The organism is Curvibacter sp. GW821-FHT01G03 (assembly GCF_059422285.1).
Genome location: NZ_JBWKWP010000014.1, coordinates 111,722 through 136,853, shown reverse-complemented (window position 1 = coordinate 136,853; position 25,132 = coordinate 111,722). Strand labels below are relative to the sequence as shown.

General features: G+C 60.9%; 23 protein-coding genes. 13 read left to right on the top strand and 10 right to left on the bottom strand.

What is annotated here, in order from left to right; translation table 11 throughout:
• Positions 1 to 8 precede the first annotated feature (8 nt).
• Genes AC07VS_RS20455 through AC07VS_RS20430 form a run of 6 tightly spaced genes read left to right on the top strand, consistent with a single transcriptional unit; the run spans position 9 to position 8,573 of the window.
• Positions 9 to 1,115 (top strand): FkbM family methyltransferase, encoded by a 1,107-nt coding sequence (locus AC07VS_RS20455; protein ID WP_494751823.1) that lies wholly within the window; start codon positions 9 to 11, stop codon positions 1,113 to 1,115.
• A complete protein-coding gene (locus AC07VS_RS20450) occupies positions 1,105 to 2,211 on the top strand; it encodes an N-acetylneuraminate synthase family protein (RefSeq protein ID WP_494751822.1) in 1,107 nt (368 codons plus the stop codon). The genes AC07VS_RS20455 and AC07VS_RS20450 overlap by 11 nt, the downstream gene beginning before the upstream one ends.
• 20 nt (positions 2,212 to 2,231) lie before the next feature.
• Positions 2,232 to 3,284 (top strand): NAD-dependent epimerase/dehydratase family protein, encoded by a 1,053-nt coding sequence (locus AC07VS_RS20445; RefSeq protein WP_494751821.1) that lies wholly within the window; start codon positions 2,232 to 2,234, stop codon positions 3,282 to 3,284.
• A gap of 2 nt (positions 3,285 to 3,286) precedes the next feature.
• The gene (locus tag AC07VS_RS20440; RefSeq protein ID WP_494751820.1) at positions 3,287 to 6,349 is read left to right on the top strand and encodes a glycosyltransferase family 2 protein; all 3,063 of its coding nucleotides are present in this window, start codon (positions 3,287 to 3,289) and stop codon (positions 6,347 to 6,349) included.
• Between the two features lie 37 nt (positions 6,350 to 6,386).
• Complete coding sequence (locus tag AC07VS_RS20435; protein WP_492349198.1) at positions 6,387 to 7,403, top strand: glycosyltransferase family 2 protein; 1,017 nt, start codon at positions 6,387 to 6,389, stop codon at positions 7,401 to 7,403.
• A 60-nt stretch (positions 7,404 to 7,463) separates the two neighbouring features.
• Positions 7,464 to 8,573, top strand: a complete 1,110-nt coding sequence (locus AC07VS_RS20430; protein WP_494657772.1) for a DegT/DnrJ/EryC1/StrS family aminotransferase — start codon at positions 7,464 to 7,466, stop codon at positions 8,571 to 8,573.
• Between the two features lie 26 nt (positions 8,574 to 8,599).
• Here AC07VS_RS20430 and AC07VS_RS20425 read toward each other — a convergent pair whose 3' ends face one another.
• From AC07VS_RS20425 to AC07VS_RS20380, 10 genes are read right to left on the bottom strand one after another with little or no spacing between them, the layout of a single operon-like run.
• Positions 8,600 to 9,568: a transketolase family protein gene (locus tag AC07VS_RS20425; protein WP_494657771.1), complete on the bottom strand. Its 969-nt coding sequence runs from the start codon at positions 9,566 to 9,568 to the stop codon at positions 8,600 to 8,602.
• Positions 9,561 to 10,385 carry a transketolase gene (locus AC07VS_RS20420; protein ID WP_492349201.1) on the bottom strand — a complete coding sequence of 275 codons (825 nt, stop codon included), beginning with the start codon at positions 10,383 to 10,385 and terminating at the stop codon, positions 9,561 to 9,563. The genes AC07VS_RS20425 and AC07VS_RS20420 overlap by 8 nt, the downstream gene beginning before the upstream one ends.
• 13 nt (positions 10,386 to 10,398) lie before the next feature.
• On the bottom strand, positions 10,399 to 11,151 hold the full coding sequence (locus tag AC07VS_RS20415; protein WP_494751819.1) for an SDR family NAD(P)-dependent oxidoreductase: 753 nt from the start codon (positions 11,149 to 11,151) through the stop codon (positions 10,399 to 10,401).
• Positions 11,148 to 11,576: a gluconate 2-dehydrogenase subunit 3 family protein gene (locus AC07VS_RS20410; protein WP_494657769.1), complete on the bottom strand. Its 429-nt coding sequence runs from the start codon at positions 11,574 to 11,576 to the stop codon at positions 11,148 to 11,150. The genes AC07VS_RS20415 and AC07VS_RS20410 overlap by 4 nt, the downstream gene beginning before the upstream one ends.
• Positions 11,570 to 13,180: a GMC family oxidoreductase gene (locus AC07VS_RS20405; RefSeq protein WP_492349204.1), complete on the bottom strand. Its 1,611-nt coding sequence runs from the start codon at positions 13,178 to 13,180 to the stop codon at positions 11,570 to 11,572. The genes AC07VS_RS20410 and AC07VS_RS20405 overlap by 7 nt, the downstream gene beginning before the upstream one ends.
• Before the next feature lie 9 nt (positions 13,181 to 13,189).
• Positions 13,190 to 13,657 carry a 3-hydroxyacyl-ACP dehydratase FabZ gene (fabZ, locus tag AC07VS_RS20400; RefSeq protein WP_492349205.1) on the bottom strand — a complete coding sequence of 156 codons (468 nt, stop codon included), beginning with the start codon at positions 13,655 to 13,657 and terminating at the stop codon, positions 13,190 to 13,192.
• A gap of 13 nt (positions 13,658 to 13,670) precedes the next feature.
• On the bottom strand, positions 13,671 to 14,885 hold the full coding sequence (locus AC07VS_RS20395; RefSeq protein WP_494657767.1) for an acyl-CoA reductase: 1,215 nt from the start codon (positions 14,883 to 14,885) through the stop codon (positions 13,671 to 13,673).
• Positions 14,866 to 15,927: a LuxE/PaaK family acyltransferase gene (locus AC07VS_RS20390; protein ID WP_494751818.1), complete on the bottom strand. Its 1,062-nt coding sequence runs from the start codon at positions 15,925 to 15,927 to the stop codon at positions 14,866 to 14,868. The genes AC07VS_RS20395 and AC07VS_RS20390 overlap by 20 nt, the downstream gene beginning before the upstream one ends.
• Positions 15,927 to 17,345, bottom strand: a complete 1,419-nt coding sequence (locus AC07VS_RS20385; RefSeq protein WP_494751817.1) for an AMP-binding protein — start codon at positions 17,343 to 17,345, stop codon at positions 15,927 to 15,929. The genes AC07VS_RS20390 and AC07VS_RS20385 overlap by 1 nt, the downstream gene beginning before the upstream one ends.
• Positions 17,342 to 17,587: an acyl carrier protein gene (locus AC07VS_RS20380; protein ID WP_492349209.1), complete on the bottom strand. Its 246-nt coding sequence runs from the start codon at positions 17,585 to 17,587 to the stop codon at positions 17,342 to 17,344. Before AC07VS_RS20380 ends, AC07VS_RS20385 begins: the two co-directional genes overlap by 4 nt.
• 700 nt (positions 17,588 to 18,287) lie before the next feature.
• Here AC07VS_RS20380 and AC07VS_RS20375 point away from each other — a divergent pair.
• The 7 genes from AC07VS_RS20375 to AC07VS_RS20345 all read left to right on the top strand — a co-directional run bounded on the left by AC07VS_RS20375 (position 18,288) and on the right by AC07VS_RS20345 (position 24,963).
• Complete coding sequence (locus AC07VS_RS20375; RefSeq protein WP_492349210.1) at positions 18,288 to 19,961, top strand: B12-binding domain-containing radical SAM protein; 1,674 nt, start codon at positions 18,288 to 18,290, stop codon at positions 19,959 to 19,961.
• 10 nt (positions 19,962 to 19,971) lie between these two features.
• Entirely contained in the window at positions 19,972 to 20,640 is a 669-nt protein-coding gene (locus tag AC07VS_RS20370; RefSeq protein WP_494657764.1) for an acetyltransferase, read from the top strand.
• Positions 20,641 to 20,792: 152 nt separating this feature from the next.
• Positions 20,793 to 21,872 (top strand): FkbM family methyltransferase, encoded by a 1,080-nt coding sequence (locus tag AC07VS_RS20365; RefSeq protein ID WP_492349212.1) that lies wholly within the window; start codon positions 20,793 to 20,795, stop codon positions 21,870 to 21,872.
• A gap of 167 nt (positions 21,873 to 22,039) precedes the next feature.
• The gene (gene motA / locus AC07VS_RS20360) at positions 22,040 to 22,900 is read left to right on the top strand and encodes a flagellar motor stator protein MotA (RefSeq protein ID WP_027476382.1); all 861 of its coding nucleotides are present in this window, start codon (positions 22,040 to 22,042) and stop codon (positions 22,898 to 22,900) included.
• Positions 22,901 to 22,925: 25 nt separating this feature from the next.
• A complete protein-coding gene (gene motB, locus AC07VS_RS20355) occupies positions 22,926 to 23,873 on the top strand; it encodes a flagellar motor protein MotB (protein ID WP_492349213.1) in 948 nt (315 codons plus the stop codon).
• Between the two features lie 60 nt (positions 23,874 to 23,933).
• Positions 23,934 to 24,320: a chemotaxis response regulator CheY gene (gene cheY, locus AC07VS_RS20350; RefSeq protein WP_492349214.1), complete on the top strand. Its 387-nt coding sequence runs from the start codon at positions 23,934 to 23,936 to the stop codon at positions 24,318 to 24,320.
• Positions 24,321 to 24,327: 7 nt separating this feature from the next.
• On the top strand, positions 24,328 to 24,963 hold the full coding sequence (locus AC07VS_RS20345) for a protein phosphatase CheZ (protein ID WP_492349215.1): 636 nt from the start codon (positions 24,328 to 24,330) through the stop codon (positions 24,961 to 24,963).
• Positions 24,964 to 25,132: the final 169 nt, after the last annotated feature.

Genomic DNA, 25,132 nt, shown 5'->3' with positions numbered 1-25,132 from the left:
TCTGACCCATGCAAACAACCTCATTCCCGTCCCTGGATGCTGTGGGTCAGGTGGACCTGGAGACAGTGCGAAAACAGGGGCTTCTGATTTTCGGATACGGCTCGTTCGCCCATGACCTGGCAGCGGCCGCACAGAAAAGCGGCCTGCCGGTGCTGGGCTTTGTCGTTTCAGGCTCGCCTCCTGCAGCGCGCAGTGGCCTGCCGGTCTGGCAGATCAGTCAATTGCCCGAGGCCTACAAGGACAAACCCCTTTGGGTCGGGGTGTACAACCACCTCGCCCATTCCGACTACGCGCTGATTGACCAGACCTGTCGCGCTGCTGGGTTTGCAGCATCATTTCCTCAGCAGTATTTTGAGGTGGTCGCCGACGCGCTGGGATGGCGTTACTGGCTCACGCCCCGGGCAGATTACGCGGCCCATGCCCACGAATTGCGCACCGCATTCGATCAATTGCACGACGAACCGAGCCGACAAGCCATGGCGCAAACCTTGGCCTTTCGGCTGGGGCAGACCTTGGCAGCGCCCTTGCCAGACGCCGAGGTAACGCACTACTTTCCGGACTTTGCCGTGGCGGCCTGCCAGGCGCGCGAGCAAGGCGCGCAGGTTTTTCTGGACGGGGGCGCCTACAACGGCGACACGCTGGAGTCCGCACTGAATCAGCTGCCCTTCCAGCAGGTCTACGCATTCGAGCCCGACCTGGGCAACTATGAACACCTGACCCAGCGCACCCGGCAACTCGGTCTCCAGGCCGTCAACTACCCTTGTGGTCTGTCAGGGCGCAACGAGCAACTTCGCTTTGCCACCGGTCAGGGTGAAGCCAGCGCGGTCAAGGATGACGGCGACAGCATCATCCAGGTGGTTCGCCTGGACGACTGCCTGCAAAACACCCGTGTGGACTACCTGAAGCTGGATGTCGAGGGACAGGAAATCCCCACCTTGCAGGGGGCCCGGGATTTGATCCTGAAAAGCCGGCCTATTTTGGCCATCGCGGCCTACCATCGCTGGGATGATCTGTGGCGTATACCGGCCTTTGTCGCCGAACTGGCCTTGAACTACAGGCTCGCGTACCGCAGCCACTCCAGAAACTCATTTGACGGGGTTTTTTATGCCTATTAACACCAATCCCAACAGCATTTTCGAAGACCTTTTCATTCTGGAACTCGCCAACAACCACTGGGGGCGGCTGGACCGGGGCCTGCGCATCGTGAACGACTTTGCCCAGGTGGTGCGCTTCAACAATGTGCGTGCGGCCATCAAGCTGCAATTCCGCGAAGTGGACCATTTCATCCACAAGGACTTCCGCGGTCGCGAAGACATCCGCTACATCAAGAAGACCGAGGTCACCAAGCTCAGCAAGGCCGAATACAAGACCCTGACCCGCACCATCAAGGAGCGTGGCTGCATCCCCATGGCCACCGCCTTCGACGAGCGCTCGGTCGATCTGTGCGAAGAACTGGACCTGCCCCTGATCAAGATCGCCAGTTCGGACATCAACGACTGGTTTTTGATCGAGCGCATCGCCGAAACCAAGAAACCCGTGATCGTCTCCACCGGCGGCTCCAGCCAGAAGGACATCGACGACATGGTGACCTTCTTTGCCAACCGCAACATCCCGCTGGCCATCAACCATTGCGTGTCGCTCTACCCCAGTGAGGACGACGAACTGGAGATCAACCAGATCGATTACCTCAAAAAGCTCTACCCCAAGAACGTGATCGGGTTCTCTACGCACGAGTACACCGACTGGACCTCGTCCATGCTGCTGTCCTATGCCAAGGGCGCGCGCACCTGGGAACGCCACATCGACATCGAGGAAGGGGGCATTCCGGTCTCGCCCTACTGCTCGCTGCCGCACCAGATCGACGCCTGGTTCAAGGCCTACCACAAGGCTGTGGCCATGTGCGGTGGCTCGGGCCAATCCAAGCGCCTGCCCAAGAAAAAGGAAACCGAGTACCTGGATGGGCTGGTGCGCGGGGTCTACGTCAAACGTGACCTGCCGGCCGGCTACGAATTCAAGCACCCGGGCAATGAAGAGGACTTTTACCTCGCCATCCCGCTGCAAAAAGGCCAGCTCTCCTGCCGCGAAACCATGAACGGCCTGAAGCTGACCCGCCCTGTCTCGCGTGACTCGGCCCTGACCATCGACGACGTGGACAGCCCCTACGCCCAGCACGAGTCCCTGCGCCAGGCCATTTACGACCGAGGCCTCTGACCCCCGGCAACGGCTGTCCCGTGAGCAAGCCCTACCCCGCCCCCGGCCTGCCCGCCATCCAGGGGCGGCTGGCCCAATTGCTGCCGCACCTGGACGCCTCGGCACTGGACGGCAAGACCCTGTTCATCACGGGGGGCACCGGCTTTTTCGGCTATTGGCTGCTCAGCCTGCTGGATCTCCTGCAGCAGCGCGGGCACCGGTTTCAGGTGCGACTGCTTACGCGCGACCCGAAGCGTTTCCAGACGGTGGCCCCCTTCTTTGCAGACCAGGCCTGGATCGAGACCATCACCGGTGACGCGCGCCACTTCACGGACACGCGGCCCGCCGATTGGTTGATCCATGCTGCCACAGACACCCATGCCCAGGCCCACACCCGGCCGCTGTCCATCATGGACGATGTGCTGCTCGGCACGCGCAACACCTTGCAGCAGGCCCTGGCCCAGGGGGTGAAACGGGCGCTGTTCGTCAGCTCTGGTGCGGTCTATGGCCCGGCCGCGCGTGCCAGCAGCCACACGGCTGAGGCGACCCCGCTGCAGCGCAGCCTGGACCAGCCCGACCCCTATGGCGAAGCCAAGGCCACGGCCGAGTTGTGGTGCCAGCACTTTGGCCAGGCCCACGGCCTGTGCATTCCGGTGGCGCGCTGTTTTGCCTTTGTAGGCGCAGGCCTGGATCTCGAAGGGCATTTCGCGATCGGCAACTTCATCCGAGATGGCCTGGCCGGCCGGGGCGTGCAGGTCCAGGGCGACGGCACGCCGGTGCGCAGCTACCTCTATGGGGCCGACCTGGCCGTGTGGTTGCTGCAGATGTTGCTGCACGGTGAGCACGGCCGCGCCTACAACGTCGGATCAGACCAGGCCATCACCATTGAACAACTGGCCCGCCTGATCAACCACCAGCTCAGCCCCGGCCAATCCGTCACGCTGGCGCGCCAAGCTGTCGACAACCCTCTTCGCTCCTGCTATGTGCCCGCCATCGAACGCGCCCGTCAGGAGCTCAAGCTGGATGTCTGGACCCCGCTGGCCCAGGCCATTGCGGGCACGGCCGACCCCAGCCAGCCTCTTGCCCAGGATTGACCATGCCTCAACTGTACGAATCGCAGCGCCGCCCTTATTACATCGAGACGCCGCCCTACCGCCGCTCCTCGGCCGGGATCCGGGTGATGCACATGCTCTGCCATGTGCTCAACCGCCTGGGCGAAGAGGCCTATGTCTTCACCTCCGAGGTGAACCCTGAGCTGAACACCCCCACCGTCACGGAAGACGTGGTGCGACGCCACCTGCAGGCCGGGCGTGAACCCATCGTGGTCTACCCCGAAATCGTCAGCGGCAACCCGCGCCGGGCCAAGTCAGTGGTGCGTTACGTGCTCAATGTGCCAGGCCTGATCGGGGGCGACAAAACCTTTGCCGACACCGAACTGATCTACGCCTATGGCCAGAGCCTGCTGCCCGCCAACGCACCGCCGGGCAATGTGCTGTTCTTCCCCTCGGTGGACACCGGCCTGTTCAACAACCGCGACAACCCGCTGGACACACAACGCCAGGGCATCCTGGTCTACCCCGGTCGGCACCTGAACGCACTCAAGGAGCACCCCGAGCTGGCCCACGGCACGGTGATCACCTCGACCTGGCCCGCCAGCCGCGCCGAGCTGGCGGCCCTGATGCGGCGCAGCGAGACGCTGTATTGCTTCGAATCCACCGCCATCGCCCTGGAGGCCGTGCTGTGCGGGTGCCCCGCGGTGGTGCTTCGTTCGCCCCTTTTTGACGGCAATGCCATCAGTTCGGCAGAGCTGGGCCGCGAGGGCCTGGCCTTCAGCGATGCGCCCGATGAGGTCGCCTATGCCCGCCGCACCGTGGGCCAGATGCAGGCCACGTACCAGCGGCTGGAGGAGCAGTTCTGGGTCAAGTTGCAGCAATTCATCCGCGACAGTCAGGCCCTGCCCTTGATCGAGCCCACGCCCCAGCCCGCGCTCTACCAGCCCAGTGCCGCCGACCTGGCCTTTGTCCAGTGGCGCCAGGGCCAATCGCTCAATGAGTTCACGGCCCAGGCCCTGGCCGAACGCATGATGGTGGACTGGCAGCACAAGCCCCGCTTTCACCTGCTGGTGAGCAGCCTGCCGGGCGAGCAGGAACAGATGCAGGCCTTGCTGAGCAGCCTGGACGCCCAGCTCTACCCCGAGTGGATTCTGACGGTCCTGAGCACCGCCGATGCGCCCAGCGCCATCGCCACCAACCCGCGGCTCCAATGGCTGTGCCTGCGCGAGGCCAGTTCCGCCCCCATCGTGCTGCAAGCCCTGGCCGAGGCCTCGCCGGCCGACTGGCTGGGCCTGTTGCCCGCGGGCGTGGTCCTGGCCGAGCCGCAATCACTGCAGGTGCTGGCCGACCAGATCAATGCACAGCCGGCCTGGCGCCTGGTCTATGGCGACGACGCGGTGCAGCAGGCAGGCCACTCACCCGACCCGCACTTCAAGCCCGACTTCAACCTGGACCTGCTGCGTTCCAGCGCCTACATCGGTCGTGCGGTGTTCGTCGAAAAGCAGGCCTTGCTGAGTTGCGGGGGCCTGGGCACACAGACCGGGGCCACGGCCTACGACGTGGCCTTGCGCCTACACGACCAGGCCGGCGCCGCCGCCATCGGCCATTTGAGCGAACTGCTGTGGCTGCTGCCAAGCGCCAGCAGCCGGCATGGCGAGGTCGCAGCCGAGCGCGTCGCCCTGGGCGAGCATCTGGTCCGTCAAGGGCTGGCCGCCGAGGTCTGGCCCGGTTTGAGCCCACACACCCATCAGGTGCGTTATGCAGCCCCCATGGAAAGCGATGTCACCGCCTTGATCGCGGTGCGCCATGACCGCCAATACCTGCAGCCCTTGCTGGCCAGTTGGCAACAACTGCGCCCAGGCGACCGCACCCCGATCCTGCTGCTGGACCTGGGCTGCGAAGACCCCGACGAGAAGGCCTACCTGGACAGCCTGGCGCACGATGCGTTCTGGCAAGGGCGCCTGCAACGGCTGGACGCACGGGGTCTGACCCCCGCCCAGGCGCTGAACCTGGGCCTGCGCCACAGCAGCGCCGAACACCTGCTGTGCGTGGATGTGCGCAGCCACCTGATCCAGGCCGACTGGCTGGAGCGTCTGCTGGGCATCGCCCAGCGCCCCGAAGTGGGTGCCGTGGCCCCTCGCCTGGTCAACCCGGCCAACTCACTGCTCATCGAGAGCTACTGGGTGGGGGGGCTGCAGGGCTTGGCCGGCCCGGTCTTCAAAGACCTGGCGCTGGATGAGCCTGGCCAGCACGAGCGCGCCCTGTGCGAGCAGAGCGCTCTGGCCGTGAATGCTTCGGTGCTGCTGATCAAGCGCTCCGCACTGGTCGGCTTACCGTGGTTGAGCGAAGACCTGCCTGAGCGGGCTGCCTGGGCTGAACTGGGCCTGCGCCTGCGCGCGCAGCAGCGCTTGCTGGTCTGGACACCGCACGCGGTGGTACTGCAACACCCGCGCGCCGCTGCCGAGGGGCCCGCCCTGAACCAAGCCCCGCCCGTCTGGCCCGCCCTGCCCTTGCGGGCCTTGGCCGAAGACCCGAATTACAACCGTCACCTCAGCCTGAGCCAGCCCGGCCTGCCAGAGACCGCGCGACAAGCGCACTGGGTGGGTTCACACGCCCGCCGTCTGCGCTGGCTGCTGGTGGGCCCCGCTGCCAGCCCCTTGTCGACGTGGCAGCGCGTGCAGGAAAGCCTGCGTGCGGCCGACGATGCCCAACTCAGCCGCTTCGAGATCGGCGCCCAGCCCGGACCGCTTGCAGAGTGGCTGATGGACGTGCTGCGCGCCGCCCCTGACCGGATCCTGTTTCATGGCATCCACCTGCCGCTGGTCCAGGCCTTGCTGGCCACCCTCGCCGAGCACCAACCGACACGGCCCTGCCTGGTGTTGCTGGACGAGCCCGACAAGCTCAAGCAGCCCGACAACTTCCTGTGCCCCCCCCACCCGGCCCTGCTGCGCAGCCGCCTGCGCCCCCTGCTGGCCCCGGCCCACACCGTGCTGCTGAACCAGGTCAGCGACGCAAGCACGCTGGAGGGCGTGCACCCCCGTTTGCACCTGCTTCAAGCCAATCCCAACCGCTTTGGTCAATTACAAACTGACGGGTGGCTGAACTGAGTCCCACTGCACCCTGATTTCAAGAACGAGCTGCACCATGACACACGCCGTCGACATCCTCATCACTTCCTACTACCAGCCGGAATTCCTGGACGAATGCCTCGAATCGGTTGCCCGGCAAACCTGGCAGGACTTCAGGGTCCATGTGGTGGATGACAGCCCGGGCAACCCGGTACAAGCCGTGATCGACAAATGGCGAGGGCTGGGCCTTGCCATCGATTTCACCCAAAACGAGAAAAACATCGGCGCCGTGCGCAGCCTGCAAAAGATCTACGCCCAGACGCAAGCCGAGTACGTGGTCTGGCTGAACCACGACGACGTGATCAAACCTCGGTTTCTGGAGCGACTGGTGTTGAACGGCATGATGCAGCACCCCGAATGCGGCTTCGGCTACAGCCTGTATGACCGGTTCCAGAATGGTCAGATCTCACCCGACATGGGGGTTTATCGACCTGACTTGCCCACCGGGCCGCATCAGTTGATCAACTCGCTGTGCATCACCAACTGGATCATCACCTCGTTTGCCGTGATCCGGCGCTCCACCTTTGACGAGGTGGGCGGCCTGTTGCGCCACATCGCCCGCAATGAACTTGTCGGAGAACCGGCCTACGGTTACGTGGATCTGTATATCTTTGCCCGACTCGCGGCTCGCTCGGCAGCCTATGTGCTGAACGAGTCGCAGGGCGTCTACCGGATTCACAACTCGAGCAGCACCGCACAGACCGTGGGTCTGTCCAGACGGGCCGAAGAGACCGTTCGCACCTACGACTTCATCTTTGACGAGCACACCTTTTTCACGAAACCTCAGCGCTACCTCAGCAAAGCCAACTGCACGGGGCGCCTGCTCAGCGACATGGGCGTCATTCAGGCCGTGCTGACCATGCTCCAGTCCAGTGAGCTGGGTCGGGAATTGCGCCCCATTGCCAAAGAGTTGCTGCAATGCACCTACGAGGCCCTGAGCACCTTGATCTTTGATCTGGCCGATCGGGGTCGCCCTCTTGTGACACCCCATGCGCATCTGGAAGAATTGCGAGGATTGATTCAAAAGTTATAGGCTGGTTACCAGCAGTACCAAAGCAGGCCAGAAGGCAGGCGACACCGACAAGGCTTGACGATGAGCAACAAGAAGATTTACGTCACCCGCCCCTTCCTGCCCCCCCTGGAGGAATTGATTCCCCATCTGCAGGAAATCTGGACCAGCGGCCAACTCACGAATGGTGGCCCGTATCATCAACAGCTTGAGGCCGAGCTGGCCCGCTACCTGGGTGTGCCCCATGTGGCGCTCTTTGCCAACGCCACCATTGGGCTGGTCACGGCACTTCAATCGCTGCGCATCACCGGGGAAGTGATCACCACCCCCTATTCCTTCGTGGCCACGGCCCATTCCCTGCTCTGGAACGGGATCAAGCCCGTGTTCGTGGACATCGACGAAAAAACACTGAACCTCGACCCGAGCAAAATCGAGGCCGCCATCACCCCCCAGACCACGGCCATCTTGCCCGTGCACTGCTACGGCCACCCCTGCGACGTGGAAAGCATCCAGAAGATTGCTGACGACTACAACCTCAAGGTCATTTACGACGCAGCCCATGCGTTTGGCGTGAAAACCGGAACGGGCAGCGTGCTCAACCACGGCGACCTGTCTGTCCTGAGTTTTCATGCCACCAAGGTCTTCAATACCTTTGAGGGCGGCGCCATCGTCTGCCCGGATGCCAAAACCAAAGAACGCATCAACCACCTGAAAAACTTTGGCTTTGCCAATGAAACCACCGTGGTGGCCACGGGCATCAACGGCAAGATGAGCGAGTTCAACGCCGCGCTGGGTCTCTTGCAGCTGAAGTATGTCGAGCAGGCCATCGATCGCCGGCGGGTCATTGATCAGCGATACCGTCAGTTGCTGAGCCCCTGCCAGGGCATCCAGTGTGTCGACGGGGTGGCCTTGGAGACGGCCAACTATGCCTACTTCCCCATCCTGGTTGGCAGTGAATTCCCGCTCAGCCGCGATGCGCTGTATGAGCGCCTGGCCGCCCATGGCATCCACGCCAGGCGTTACTTCTACCCCTTGATCAGCGACTTCCCGATGTACAAAGGTCTGGCCTCGGCACAACCCCATCTGCTGCCCGTGGCCCGGAGAATGGCCAGCCAGATCCTGTGCCTGCCGATCTACCCGGATCTCAGCGATGACGAGGTGGACACCATCGCCGGGCTCATCACACAGGCCTGAACCTCAGGCCTGCTTCCCACACGCGCTCAGGCCAGGAAATCGCGCACCCGCGCCGCAATCGAGGCCGCGACCAGGCCATGCCTTTCCAACATGAAGCGATAGTCGGCGGCGGCCACGAACTCATCCGGAAGCCCCAGTGAAAGCTGCGGCGGGCTGTGCCGCAGAGGGGCTTTGTACTGCGCCACGGCGGCACCCAGGCCCCCGATGAGCGAATGCTCTTCAACCGTGACAAGGGCCCGCGAGCCTGCCAGGGCCTTGTCCAGCGCGTCGGTGTCCAGCGGCTTGAGGGTGTGCATATTGAGCACCGCGGCCGACACCCCCTCGGCCTCCAACAGTTTGGCGGCCTCCAGCGACTCGTAGACCATGGTGCCGTGGGCCACCAAGGTCACATCGCTCCCCTCCCGCAACCAGATGGCCTTGCCAATCGTGAATTCATAGTCTTCAGAGTAGACCACCGGGTTGTTCACCGCGCCCGTGAGCCGGATGTACATCGGCCCCTGGAAGCGGGCGGCGGCCTGCACCGTTTTCACGATCTCGGCGCAATCCGCGGGACACACCACCGTCAGGTTCGGAATGGCACGCATGACGGCCGCATCTTCAATGCCGTAATGGGAGTTGCCCAGAAAGGCCATGGCCAAACCACTGCCGATCGCGACCGCCTTCACATTGAGTGCCATGTAGCCCAGGTTCATGCGCACCTGCTCGGCGGCCCTCATCGAGATGAAGGGGGCAAACGAGGTCACAAAAACGTTGTAGCCCTCTTTGGCCAGCCCCCCGGCCACCCCGACCAGGTTCTGCTCGGCAATCCCGATGTTGAGAAACTGATCCGGAAAAGAAGCCTTGAACCGGTCCAGACCCGAGGAGTTTCCGAGATCGGCCGACATCACCATCAAATCAGGGTGATCTGCCCCCAAGGACAGGATGGCTTGGCCAAACACGCCGCGGGAACCGAGGCGAGACCATTGCCGTGCATTGCTGGGCGTGATTTCAAGCATGTCCAACGTCTCCCAGTTCAGCCAATGCACGCTCGTAATTGGCCTTGGTCAAGCGGTTGTGGTGCCATTCATTGTTGTTTTCCATGAAGGAAACCCCTTTGCCTTTCACTGTGTGCGCAACCAGGACCTTGGGCAGCCCGGACGGAGAAGGTGCAGCAAACGCTGCCTGCAAGGCAGGCACATCATGGCCATCGACCTCCAGGGCATGCCAGCCAAAACTGCGGAACTTGGCCGCCAGGTCCTGCAGATCCAGGATGGCGCGGCTGTCACCATCGCTTTGCAGCTTGTTGTAGTCGACCATGGCCACCAACGAATCCAGACGCAATTGGGCGGCCGACATGACCGCTTCCCAGACCGAGCCTTCGTTGCATTCGCCGTCGCCCAGCATGACGTAGGTCTTGTAAGCCAAGCCCCTCTTGCGCCCCGCCAGAGCCAAGCCGACGCCCATGGACAGGCCCTGTCCCAGGCTGCCGTTGGAGGATTCGATCCCCAGGTCCAGGTTCATCACAGGGTGGGCAATGAGGTCGCTCTCATTGGTCTGAAACGACTGGAACTGCGTCTCGGTGATGAAACCAGCCGCCAGCAATGCGCTGAAGAACCCCAGCACCCCATGCCCCTTGCTCAGGATGAAACGGTCGCGCTCGGGCCATCTGGGACGGGCCGGGTCGACACGCAACACCGATCCATACAGGGTGGCCATGATGTCCACCATCGACAGCCCACCGCCCAGATGGGCGCTCAGGTTGCAACTGTGGCTGATGTCCAGGATCTTGCGCCGCATCAGGCGGGCCATCTGCTCGATGTGCTCGGTACTCATAAGGTTTCCAGGTTCAAACCAGGCCTCCGTCTGCACGGATGACCTGACCGGTCACGTACGAAGACAGATCGGAGGCCAAAAACAAGGCCACATTGGCAATTTCGTCGGGCGATGCAGCTCGCTTCAAGGCACTGGCCGCCAGCAGCCCTTCGCGGGCGTTGGGGTCCATCTGCTCGTACATGTCTGTTTTTGTGAGGCCTGGGGCGATGGCATTCACACGCACGCCCGCAGCGCCCAACTCGGTGGCCATGCTCTGGGTCGCCCGGGCCAGCGCGGCCTTGCTGCTGCCGTAGGCCAGGGTCCCCGCGTCAGCCACAAAGGCCGCCGTCGACGCCAGGTTGATGATGGAGCCGCCGCCCTGGCGCATCATCCAGCGAGCCAGGCCCTGACTGAACTGCAAGGGACCGAACAGATTCACCTCGAAAGTGCGGCGCATGTCGGCCATTGAGGTCATCTGGAACAGCGCACCACTGGCGGTGCCGGCGTTGTTCACCAGCACATCGATTTTCCGTTTGTCAGCCAGGATGCGGCGGGAGGCCTCACGAATGGAGGTCTCATTGGACAGGTCAAGCTCCACCCATTCAATGAAGCCGGCATCAGCCTCCGGCAACGGATCGACCGCCAAGTCGGGTCGCGCATCCAATTTTCGGGCGCAGGCATAGACGCTGCATCCATGGGCGCGAAAACACGCCACGATGGCTCGGCCAATGCCGCGATTGGCCCCTGTCACGACGGCCACCTTTCCTGTCAGCAACTGGGTATTCATTTCAAAGAGTGGTCCACAGAACGGTAGATGGGGCCTCGTACATAGACGGGTTCAAGCAAAGACCAATCGTCGGCCGGCATCGGATTGCCGGCCGGAAACGGTGGCACAGCGCCAGACGAAAGACCGCGCAACACCCGCTCGCTCGAATAATAGGCGCGCAGACAATGGGTGACCATGCCGGTGAACAGGCGCAGATCCTGCCGACGCAGTGCATCGACCAGTTTCAGTCGTTGTTCGGTGTCCAACGACTCAAAACCCTGCCCATGCCGCTGTTCAGCCAGATCGCGCAAGGCCTGCAGAAAATCGGCAACCTGCTGCTGGATGCCAAAGCGGGTCTGATAGGCCTCGAAGTCGATCGAGGACCCAGGCGGGGCTTGAAGCGACTCGTCGCCAGGCAGCAGGGTGTCAAGCACCAGATTCAACATGGCTTTTCACCCAACCCATTGAGGTGCTGTTTGATGTGGTCGCAGAGGTACAAGGTGAGTGCCTGAGAAGTGGCCACCGGATTCACCGCGGCAGCAGTGACGAAAATGCTGCTGTCCACGATGAACAGGTTCTTGACCGCATGGGCCTGCCCAAAGGGGTTGACCACCGAGGTGGCGGGATCCTGCCCCATGCGGGCCGTACCCATGATGTGCCAGCCGGCATGTCGCACGGGTGCAAAAGAAGCACTGATCCTGGCGCCTGCGGCTGTCAGCAGTTGCTTGCTGGCCTCCACGCCGTGCTTGAGCATGCTGCGGGTGTTGTCGCTGAGAGCGTAGTGCACCTTGACCCCCGGCATGCCGCTGCTGTCGCGGTGCTCGGGGTCCAGAACGATGCGGTTGTGCACCTCGGGCAGGTCTTCGGTGATCACCGCCAGCCCGGCCGTGTGGTTGTAGGTGCGCATGAATTCGCGGTGATGGTCCGGTCCCAGCGGGATGCGGCGCATGAAGTACCCATTGACGGCCGTCTCCACGGGCGGGGCGCCGCGCAGGGCCTGCAAGGTGTAACCCCGCACAAAGCCACGCTGAGGATCGGTTTCATAAAACTGCTGACTCAGCAAACAGCAACCGTGCGGGCCGATGCTGGAGCGCAGATCCTGCTCGAACACCCCCTCGACATAGGCCAGCGGGTGCAGCATCAGATGCGTGCCCACCAGCCCTTGCTCGTTGAGCAGGCCATCCGGGAACGCTGTGGACACCGAATTCAGCAGCAAGCGGGGTGTGCCCAGACCGCTGGCTGCCACGACCACCACGCGGGCCCGGCAACGGTGCATCGCCCCCTTGTCATCCAGATAGAGGGCCCCATTGGCGGCGCCGGCGCCGTCCAGGGAAATCTCCACGACACGGCAACCAGTTCGGACCTCAACCCCTTGACGCAGGGCCTGTGGCCAGTAGGTGACATCCACACTGGATTTGGCGCCCTGGGCACAGCCGGTGTTGCAAGGTCCCAGATTGACACAAGAGGCCCGATTCAGATGCCGGTGGGTATTGATCGCGCTGTAGGCCGGCCACCAATGCCAACCCAGTTGGTTGAAGCCCCGGGCCAGCGCCCTGCCCATCTCGCCCAGCGGCACCGGCGGAAGCAGGGACTCATAGTCGGGATAGGCCGGATCGCCCACCAGGCCGGCAACCCCCATCTGCTTTTCGTTCTCAGCAAAATACGGCTGCAGTTGCTCGTAGCTCAGCGGCCAATCGTCAGCGACGCCATCGAGGGATCGCACCTTGAAATCAGAGGGGTGAAAGCGCGGAAAATGGCCGGAGTACAAGATCGTGCTTCCGCCGAAGCCATTGAAATTGGCCAGCGAAATGGGCGACTGCGAATCGTCGACAGGGTAGTCGCCTGGCCGCTGCCGCACGTTGGGATTGGGGCTGAAATCGCCTTGCCGGCTCAACTCCCAGCTCGCCGTGTGCGAAGGGTAGTCTTCAGGGGCCGACGCCGATCCCTGCTCCAGGCAGACGATGCGCAAGGCCGTCCCCTGACTCAGGCGCCACGCTGCCGCCGCTCCGCAGGCACCAGAGCCGATGATCAGGACGTCAGCCTCTTGCACCACGCCGCCTCAGGCCGGTCGACCCGGCAGGTATTGCTTCAGGATGTCCGGGATGGTGATCATCATCTCGGCTTCACAGGCCACCTCCTGATCAACATAGGCCACCCCCTTGCCCTTGCAGATGCCACGCTTCCAGGACAGGACCTCCGTGTGGATCTCAAATTTCTTGCCGGGCAGAACCTCTTTGCGATAGCGCACCGTGTGGGACAGGGCATGGGTCACCTTGCCCTGCAAGCCGGGCAAGGTGGTGATCGCCACCGTCAACATCTGGGCCAAGGCCTCCAGTTGCAGGGCCCCCGGCATGTTGGGCGCGCCCGGGAAATGCACCGGGAAATACCACTCGTTGAGGCTCAGATTCTTGTAGCCACGGGCGTATTGGCCTGGAACCACCTCGTCGACATGGTCGATCATCAGGAACGGATAACGATTGGGCTGATAGGCCTGCAACTGCACGCAATCAAGACTGAATTTTTCCACGCAAAACCTCATTTCATTGAATATCGACCCAGCGGGACAAGGATGACAACAGGTCGTAGCCATCCCATTGCATCCCCATGTCCAAGGCGCGCCCGACGGGAACCACCCGGTCGATCCCTCGCAGCCGATGGCGCACGAGGAACGACCTCAACAGGGCCACGTCCAGACCAAAGTAGGTGAGTGTCTGAAAGCGCGGATCCACCCACGGGGCCACCGCATCGATCGAATCCACTGCGAGCTCGTACACCATGCCGTGGTGTCCACGGCGCGTGGTGGGCGAGGAGTCCAGGCCGCTGAGTGCCAACCGATACAGGCCATTGCCGTGCCGATGGATGCGCTGCACGGCCTCATCGTTAACGCTTCGGGTGCATGCTTCGACAAACTTGTCCATCGCGGCAATCGGCGCCAGGGTGTAGCGCGCCAGCACCTCGACCTCGAAAGCCGCCCACAAACGTGCCTGGGCCGACTCGATCTCGGTGGCCGCCCCCACCCAGACCAGCAGATGCGGTGACGAGCAGGCATTTTGATCCATGAGGTACAGGTCATTGAACAAGCGGGTGCACAGCCCCTTCAGGTCGGCCTCGGGCAAGGCGTTCAAGGCTGAGGCCCCCAAAGCGCCGAATGAATATCGGTCGGCAAAGGCCACCTCGCGTGAGCGCGCCGGGGTGGCGAAGCCACGCATGTGGGCCACCGTGGCATCGCCGCCCCAGATCACACGACCATCTGCCTGAGACATCCACCAGGCGTTGACTTCATCGTCATGGGGATAGCGCAACAGCGCCACGGCCGAACGCATCGCCTCGTGCTCGGGGCGAGCCAGCGTGGCCGCCATCGCCGCCAACAAAATATCCTGCGTCAGCGTCGGGGAAGACGGAAGGCGCAACACGCAACTGTTGCCGCTGAGCAGGCCGAAGGCCAGCGAAAACGCCGCGTTCACCGGCACATTGGACGGGCAGATGTGAAAAACAAGGCCCAGGCCAACGCGCAAACGCTCATCCTGAGCGGCCAAGGCAAGGCGGGCCAGGTTGGCCTTGCGACACCAGAAGGCAAATGTGACCAGGTCCGGCAGATCCAGGTGGCGCACGTCCTGCATCAATTGGCTCGACAGATCGGCCAGAAACGCCATGCGCGCTGGATCGAACACGGGCACAGGCAGGTCACTCAGCCTGTCAGGCTCCCCGATCAGGAAGTCGATCCTGGCACGCAACTCAGCGGGTATAGGTGTCACTGCAGCCCCTGACTTCGGCCTGCTGAATGCGGCCATGTACCTTGAAATAGCGCCCCATGCGACCGCAGGGACAGTCGTCCTCCCCGCACCACTCGCCCAGGTCTTCGCTCAACAAGGCATGCCCGGGATAGCTGCGGGGGATCACCGACAGCAACTCAATCAACCCCGGTTGGCCCGGGCCGAGCGGCGAAAAATCATGAGGGTCTCGGATGATGACCTCGGAGAACGACGAAGCATGCAGGTGGCCCGCCTCGCATTCCATGAAGATCGAGCCGGTCTGCTCCACCATGCCATAGTAGTTGTGCACCCGGTTCAGCCCGGCCACCCGGGCCAGTCGGGACTTGAAGACCGACGCATCAACGGCCTGGGAAAGCATTTGCTTCCACCCTCCGCCATGGATCAACACCCCACGCTCCAGGGGCAGACACTGCGCTGCCCCCTCCAATGCCAGCACCAGGTGCTGCCAGATCATGAAAGTGAAGCCGAACAACAGGATCGGACCCTCCGGGTACTTGTCGAGAAAGCGCGTCACCCGCGGCAGGTTCAGTTGCATGTCGTCGTCCAGCGCAAACTCGACCTCGCGACCAAACATCGAAAACCCCAAGATCCCCGCGGTTCGTGCCGAGAACTTGAGCCGGTCCGACACGGTGGAACGGCTGTCAATCACCAGCATGGGCAAACGCTGGGGACCGATGAAGTCGGCCATGATCTTGGCCAGCACCTTGATCTGCAAGGCCGCCGTCGATTTGTCCAGGAAGATCTGGGACACCCGCCCGCCCGTGCCCGACGACGTCATGGTCTTGACAACGTCACTCCTGGGCACGCTCAGAAGCTCCATGTCCTTGAACAGCCGAACCGGCAGAAAAGGCAGATCCTCCAACGCTGGAGCCGGCGCCATGGGGGACCACAACCGATCGAGCACTTTGGCATAAGGCTCACAGTGCGCACGGTGCCAATCAAGCAACTGCTGCAGTTGCTCGCCCAGGAACTCGCGCTTTTCCGCCGAGGCCAGGCCAAAGGGGGGGATCGACGACAGGTCCATCAAACAACCGCCATCAGGCGTGGATAGTCAATCTTCCCCGAGTCCAGGCGAGGCAACTCGGCAAGCGCCTGCAATGACAAGGTCGAACGATTCACATTCAGCAGCCCCGCCAACTCCTCACGCAGCGCCTGCAAGGCCGAGGCATCCTGGGTTTGAACCGAAATGCAGAGCCGATCATCCTCACCCCAGGCAGCCGCGGCCACGCCGCGCTGCTCCAGCAACTGCTCCACCGCGGCCAGCGACACACGCACGCCATGGATCTTCAGAAAGCGGTGCAGACGGCCTTCGATGTAGAAGCACCCGTCGGCATCGAAGCGGGCCAGATCGCCCGTTCGCAAAACGCCGTGGTGGCGATCACCGCATTGGAGATCGGCCCGGGACTCGGCGTAGCCCAGACTGACGTTGGGGCCCTGGTAAATCAACTCGCCCGTCTTGCCAGCCTCCAAAACCGCCAGTCCCTGCTCATCGATCAAACCCAGGTGACCACCGGGAATGGCCCGTCCGATGCTGCCGGGCTTGAGCCCGACCTGCGCCGGCGACAGGTAGGCCATGCGCGCCGTGGCCTCGGTCTGACCATACATCACATAGAAGTCGATCCCCTTGGCCAGACATTGCTGATGAACCTGCAACACACGCTCGGGCGCCAGGCGGCCACCGGCTACGGTCATGGAGCGCATGCCGCCCAAGTCGAGCCGTTCCAACCTCAGCTTGAGCAGCATTTCATACGTGAAGGGCACCCCTTGGAAGCGGGTGACCTGCTGCTGCTTCAGCAGGGGCCAGAACGCCCCGTCGAACAGGCCCAGACGCGTCAACACCACACTGGCCCCCACGCGGAGATGGCTGTTGATCACCGACAGCCCGTAGGAGTAATTGAACGGCAGCGTGGTGATCGCCCGGTCCTGCTCATCGAGCTGAAGGTACTGTGCAATCGCATCGGCGTTCGACAGCAGATTCCGGGTGGACAGGCGGACCAATTTAGGCGTCCCGGTGGACCCCGACGTGGCCAACAGCAGCGCCAGATCAGGGTGCAGCGGCACCGGCGTCGGCACCATGGCCTGGCGACGCCGCAACAAACCATAAGCGCCAAGCGACTGCACGGCCTCGAAGTCTGGCAACTCGGCCTGACGCGAGGCGGGTAACCAGACACACTCAGGCTGGTAGCGATCGAGCAGGCTGCGCAAGGCATGCGCCGGCAGGCCTGCCCCCAGCAGCAAGGGGACGGCACCGGCGTCCAAGGCAGCCAGATAAGCCACCATGGAGCTCAGGTCGTTGTCCAGCAACAAAAAGACCAACTCACGGGCTTGCCAGTGCAACTTGAACGATTGCACGGCCTCCTGCAACTCCGAATAACTCAGCACCGCCCCCCCGTCCAGCACCAGCGCTGGCCGCTGCGGAAAGCGGGGGCAAAGCAGGTTCATGCCGAGATGTCGACGCCGTATTTCTTCAACTTGTCGATGCCCACGGTGTAAGAGCCAAACTCAATGATGTCTTCCGTGTCCATCATGATGTTGAATTCCTCTTCCAGGGCTGCGATCAAACCCATGTGCCCAACCGAATCCCAGGCCGGAATGCAGTTGTAGACAAATTTCTCATCCAGCACACTGGGCTGGACGGAGAAACACTTCTCGAACACTTGGTCGTACCGTTCTTTGTTGGACATGGTCCACCTCATTTCATTTGAAAACCACGCGATCGATGCGCATGCGCCCGGGCTCATCCCGCCTTGATCGCCTGGATGCTAGCAGAGCGGCCCAGCCCGTAAGAGACGTAATGACACCGATTTGCCTCGCAATTTGAACCCAGAAGGCGTGCTTCAAAATCGAGGCGCAGGGACCTTGAAAGAGAACCCGTCACCGGCCTGGAAGTCACCCCATGCAGTGACGCGGGGCACGCCAGCCCAAAGGCCATGTCAGCCACGCAGCCCGGTCAAGACTTCTGGCCACAGGGGCATTCCGCCTGGAATGCCTGTACCGGCGCTTCCGCGCGTAGCATCTTGCCCACTGACAGGGCCTTTTCTGCGAACAGCCTGCCGTTCCCCCCCTAATTTGCCCCTTTTAAGATCAAATCCATCATCGATACTGGCTTGGCCGAATGAGCCCGATTGGATACGCTGACATGCCTGACCTGACACATCCCTCTGGCCAGGCCCCTGATGGTGGGGCAGCCGTTCACGACCGGAAGAGGCGTGCGGCCCGAATTGCACTGAGGTGGCGGATCAGAGGCCCCCGATCCAGCGACTCTGACAGCACGGGCCCGACAGCCCCCAGGGCGTTGGAATCTGAAGGCAGGCCTCGTTTTCTCAGCCGTTGAAACAATAACCAACCCACTCCCGAACAACCACACCGCCACGGAGACCCGTCATGCTTCAACAAATTTCCCCGCAGATCATCTTCCACAACCCTTCGACGCAGCACATCAAACAGCACGTCAAGCACAAGGTGACTGCCAGCGGAATATGCTTTACGGATCTGCGCGAACAGATTGAAGATCTGGACACCTTGCCATTGATCGATCGGTCCCTGATTGACTACAAAAAGTACCATCAATACATCGGGCAAAGTGGCATTCGAAATTGCATGACGATTCAAGGGGGGCGTGGTTGCCCCTACCGTTGCTTTTATTGCGACGTTCAGAAACTGACCCCCAATTTGTACCGTCGAACTTCCGAAAACATCTATGCGGAAGTAGAGCATCTGGCATCGCTTGGCGTGCGCGACATTGAATTTGTTGACGACATCTTCAACATCAACAAGAAGGAATTCATCAATTTCTTCAAGATGGTGAAAGACAACCGCTTGAACATGAACTTCTACTTCCAAAGCGGATTGCGCGGCGATGCACTGGATGCGTCTGCGGCCGACGCCATGGTGGAAGGCGGCGTCAAGAGCGTGAACATCTCCCTGGAAAGTGCGTCGCCGCGTCTCCAGAAGATGATGAAGAAGTTCCTGAACATCGACAAGTTCCTCAAGAATCTTCAATACATCGCCACGCAGTACCCGCATGTTGTTCTGGGTTTGAACGCCATGCACGGATTTCCGACCGAAACCGAGGAAGAAGCACGCTCCACCGTCGACTTCATCAAGGACATCAAGTGGCTGCACTTCATCGGCTTCCACAATGTCAGAATCTTCCCTGGCTCTTTGCTGGAAAAAGTTGCGCTTGAAAATGGCGTGACCCCGGAACAGATCAATGAATCATTGACCATCCCCTACCATCTGATGCCGACCACGATGCATTTCGACCCGGCATTCTCGATGAAATTGCGCTTGGATCTGGTGAGAAACTATGTTCTCAACAAGGATCGCCTGAAATACATCATTCAGAAGCAATTGTCGACATTCAACGAAGACGAACTGATCTTCAAGTACCAGTCGTATTTTCCAAGCCAGATCAATACGATGGACGACATCCTGCGACTGGCCAAAATCGATCGTTCTGAAATTGATTTTTCAGTTCAACCCAGCCCGAATCCCTCTCGGATTGATTACGAGACGATGCAAGGCAAGCCCGTCGAGAAAAAGCCCGACGCACTGAATGTTCTGTTCATCGATGCCACGCAGTTTTATTCAAAAGACGACAATGCCGAACTGAAGATCGTGGAAGCACCTTTGGGCATGCTGGCGCTCTTGTCATACATCAACAAGGATTTTGGCGACAAAGTCAACGGCAAAATCATCAAATCCTATGTCGACTTTGACAGCGATGAAGGCCTGAAGACCATTCTTGCCGACTTCAAGCCCGACCTCATTTGCGTCCGGACCATGTCGTACTACAAGAATTTCTTCGTTTCCGTGGTCAAGGCAGTCCGCGAATTCGACTCTGCAGTTCCCATCATCGCTGGCGGCCCGCACCCCACCATCGCGGCGGAAGACGTCTTGCTGAACAACAACATCCAGGCCGTTTGCATTGGCGAAGGCGAACTGACCCTGGCTGAACTGATCAAGCGGATGCTGGAGCGCGACAAGCACTTTCCACCTGCAAGCGAACTCAAGGACGTCAAAGGCATTGCATTTCCCTGGATGCAAACCCATTAAAATCATCAACATGCATTTGATGATTTATGGTTCAGGCAGTACCGGGCGCGAGATTGCCGACATCGCGCAACTGATCAACAGGGCAGAGAACAGATGGGACACCATTCATTTTCTGGATGACCTTCGCCAAGACCAGGCACATTATGGCCTGGGCATTCTAAAAATGGCGGATCTGGATACTTGGCCTGCGCCCTTTGAATGCATCATTGCCATTGGCGAACCACAATTTCGCATGGAGATGCATCAACGGTTGAAGCAAAAAAAATTCTCGCTCGCAACCCTCGTCGATCCCAGCGCCCGCATTTCACCCACCGCCCAAATTGGACCCGGGTGCCTTGTTGGCCCTGGTTGCTTTGTCTCCAGCAACACCGTTCTCGAAGAAAATGTGATGCTGGAAATCAACACCATCGTGGGCCACGATATTGTGATCGGCATGCATTCGGTGGTGTCGAGTTGCTCAGTTCTGGGCGGAGGCACAAGGATTGGAGAACAGTCGTTCATCGGGCTGAACAGCGCTGTCAAAGAGAGAACGTCGATTGGCAGCCGAGTGGTCATCGGAATGCAGTCGGCCGTGTTCCATGATGTACCGGATGATGTGATCGCCATGGGCAATCCATGCAGGGTTCTGCGGAAAAATGAGTCTGGCCGCGTTTTCAAACCCTCGCCCGCGGTTGCGTGAAGTCGTCAAGCCCTGACCGTCGATCTGAGCAAGGGCGGTAAAGACAGGGATTCGCCCCACTGTTGCGAACATCAAGGGGCGTGCGCTCCCGATACATTAGTGCCAAGCCTCGGCGTTTTCCGATGGCAATGGCCACTACAGGAGTCGCCCCCATGTTCAACGCTCTTCCGACCACCAGCCAGGATTTCTACGTTTCCATTCTCTCAGCCTCCATTCAGGCTTTGAAAATGAACACCTATTTCGATAATTTCGACAAGCAACGCTATAACTCCGATGGCGTTGATCGATCTGGTGTTTTTGAAGTGGGTCAGCGAACCTTTTATTTTGATTGGTTCTACCGACACCACAATGACTTGTACCAAGCCTATTCAGCCTTGGGCAATGATGATTCCAAACTCTTGTATCTGTTCTTGATCGGGTACCGCCTGGCGGGTCACCACAGCGTGAAAATACCGGTGGATTTTCTGTTCAAGCCCCAGGAATATGCAGCCTTTCAAGCACTTGAACAAGGAACGGAAAGCCAACTCGCCTTGACCGGCATGTTTGGCAAACTGAAGCATTTCGACTTTCAGTTTGAGGGGCACCAATACAAGATTGACTGCCTGGGGCTCGAGTATTACTTGTTCAGGCGCCAGTATTTTTACGAGAAAAACGGCGTTGTGATTGCCCCCCAAACCGGGGACTACGTCATCGACGGTGGCGCCTGCACGGGCGACACAGCCCTGGTGTTCTCGAATGCGGTGGGCCCCACCGGCCGGGTTTTCGCCTTCGACCCGGTCGCCGAACATCTGGAGCTGATGGCGCACAATCGCCAGCAATTCCCGCTCGCCAACGTTGAATTGATGCCTTACGGCTTGTCCAACATCGATGTCGATTGCGCACCCATTGTGGTGAACAAGTACTCGCCGGGCTTTCGCATCGATCAGCAAAAAGTGCCCCTGCGAACCATCGACAGCCTGGTGAGGTCGGGGGATATCGCTCGCGTCGATTACATCAAGATGGACATCGAGGGCTCAGAAATGGATGCCTTGCGTGGCGCCCACGAAAGCATCATGCGCTTTCAGCCCAAGCTCGGGATTTCGCTCTATCACAAGCCCAACGATCTGTTCGAGATCGTTCTCTACCTCCAGCAGAGCTACCCCTTCTATCAACTCTACGTGGACCACTACACCATCCACCAAGAGGAAACGGTTCTGTATTGCGTGGCCCCGCAACGCGTGTCGCAGGCCTGAAATGCCTGGCTGAAAGGGAGAAAGGCCCCGTTTCGGCCTCTGTTGCCACCCTGATGGCCACAGCAATCCGATACATTTAGAGCTGTCAATGGCCCCATCCGCTGTGTTCGGTGGATGGGCAAAACCCGATCAACCGGCCCTGTCTAGCCGCAAACACCTGACCCCGCATGTTCGTCATCATCGGCTACGTCGTCTGTCTAGGCTGCATCTTCGGCGTCTACATTGCCCACGGCGGCAATATCGGCGTGATCTTGCATGCCCTGCCCTTCGAGATGATCACCATCTTTGGAGGCGCTCTGGGCGCCTTTGTGGTGAACAACCAACCCAAGGTGCTCAAGGCCACCATGAAGGCGCTGCCCGATGCCCTCAAGGGCTCGAAATACACCAAGGCGCGCTACATGGAGTTGCTGACCATGCTCTATGAAATTCTTCAGAAGGCACGCAAAGAGGGCTTGATGGCGATTGAAAAAGATGTCGAGTCGCCTCACGACTCGCCCATTTTCAGCAAATTCCCCGTGGTGGGCCATGACCACCATGTGATCGAATTCACCACCGACTACTTGCGGATGATGGTGTCGGGCAACCTCAATGCCCACGAGATCGAAGCGCTGATGGACTCCGAAATCGACACCCACCATGCCGAAGCCCACGCCCCGGTGGCGGCACTGGCCCGCCTGGCGGGCGCCCTGCCGGCCTTCGGGATTGTGGCGGCCGTGCTGGGGGTGGTGAACACCATGGGTTCGGTGGGCCAGCCGCCCGCGGTGCTCGGGGGCATGATCGGCTCGGCGCTGGTGGGGACCTTCCTGGGCATCTTGCTGGCCTACGGCGTGATGGAGCCCCTGGGTGGCCTGCTGGAGCAGAAGATGGAAGATGCCGCCAAGGAACTGCAGTGCATCAAGACCACCTTGCTGGCCAGCATGCAAGGCTACAACCCGACCACCGCGATCGAGTTCGGGCGCAAGGTGCTGTTCTCGACCGACCGACCCAGCTTCTCTGAACTGGAATCGCACGTGCGCGGCAAGAAATAAATAGCAGGCAGACAAGCGCACCACCATGGCAGACGCCAAAAAGCTACAGCCCATCATCATCAAGCGGGTCAAGAAAGGCGGCCACGCTGCGCACGGGGGCGCCTGGAAGATCGCCTATGCCGACTTCGTGACGGCCATGATGGCGTTCTTCCTGCTGATGTGGCTGCTGGGCTCCACGGCCAAGGGCGAGCTGCAGGGCATTGCCTCGTACTTCGCCTCGCCCATGAAGGTGGCCATGGCGGGCGGCTCAGGGGCCGGCAACAGTTCCAGCATCATCCCGGGCGGGGGCACCGATCTGAGCAAGTCAGTGGGACAGGTGATGAAGGCCGACCAGGCCGCCGACGCCAAGTCGGCCGCCAAAAACCACCCCGAGGCCGTGCGCGCCGAACTGGCCAAGCAAGATGCCAAGCGCATGGCCAACCTCAAGAACAAGATTGAGGCCTTGATCACGGACAGCACCAAACTCAACGAGTACAAGTCACAGATCAAGCTGGAGATCACACCCGACGGTCTGCAGATCCAGATCGTCGATGATCAAAACCGCCCCATGTTCGACAGCGGCAGCGCACTGGTCAAACCCTATATGCGCGACATCCTGCGCGAGATCGGCAATGCCCTCAACGGGGTGGAGAACCGCATCAGCCTGGCCGGCCACACGGACGCCGCGCCCTATGGCAATGGCGAACGGGGCTACAGCAACTGGGAACTCTCAGCCGATCGGGCCAACGCATCGCGCCGCGAATTGGTGGCGGCAGGCATGCCTGACGACAAACTGGCCCGGGTGGTGGGCCTGGCAGCGGTCGATCTGATGGACAGGAACAACCCCCGCGCCCCAGTCAACCGGCGCATCAGCATCACGGTGATGACCCGGGAGGCTGAAGAACGACTGCTGAGTTCAATAAAAATGCCTGCCAGCACAACAGAAACCGAGAACGGGAAAGAAACTGAGGTTTTGAGCGGAAAAAAACCTTAACATCCCGGTAGCGCTCCTAAAGACTTTTTACACAGAATTTCAAGATCGAAAGGGTCACCTGTGGCAAACACCCTTCGCTTTCTCATCGTCGACGACTTCTCGACGATGCGAAGAATCGTGCGGAACCTGCTCAAAGAAAGCGGGTACACCGAAGCTGACGAGGCCGAAGACGGCGTCGCGGCATTGAATAAATTGCGCAACAGTCGCTTCGACTTTGTGGTCACGGACATCAACATGCCGAACATGAACGGTTTCCAGTTGTTGACCGAAATCAAGTCGGACGAAAAACTCAAGCACCTGCCAGTGCTGATGGTGACGGCGGAAGCCCGCAAGGAAGACATCGTGGCAGCCGCCCAAGGCGGGGCGGCCGGATACATCGTGAAGCCTTTCACGAAAGCCACTCTCGAAGAGAAGGTGGCCAACATCCTCAAGAAAATGGGCCTGTGAGATCACCATGGATACCAGCGACTCCACCCAGTCTGCGAGCCATGGCGACGCCACCGACGTCCATCAAAAAATCGGTCACCTGACCCGGCAGCTGCACAACGCACTCAATGAGCTGGGTTACACCGAGCGCCTGCGGGGCACCATGGGTGAGCTGCCGGATGCCAAAAGCCGCCTGTCCTACATCGCCAGGCTCACCGGGGAAGCCGCCGAGAAGGTGCTCAATCGCGTGGAACTGGCCAAGAGCGAACAGGACGAGCTCGCCAGCGACACCCAGGCCGTGAAAGCCGCCCTGATCAAGGACCCGGTTCGCGCCGTGGCCAGCGGGCGCCTGCTCAACTACCTGGCGGATGTGGAAAAGCGCACCCGTGAAGCCGACAGCCACCTGACCGAAATCATGATGGCGCAAGACTTTCACGATCTGACCGGTCAGGTGATTGCCCGCGTGGTCAGCTTGGCCGCCACCATCGAAGAACAGCTGGTTCAGCTGGTGATTCAGACCGCCCCCAACCCGGTGGCCCTGCAAACACCGGCCGTGGCGCCACGCGAACACCTGGCAGGGCCGGTGGTGGACCCCGAACACACACCCGACATCGTCACCGATCAATCGCAGGTGGACGATCTGCTGGCCAGCCTGGGCTTCTGAGCCCTTCTGGGCCGGTGGGGTACGGCTGGCCGCGGCGGGTCAGCCCAGCACCATGGCACGCCCAAACGGCAGCAATACCATTTCTGCCATTCAAAAGCCTCGGGGCGAACATCCGTTCGCCACACTGGGAACAGGCCTGAATGGCCCCTCTTTTCAGACTTTAGATTTC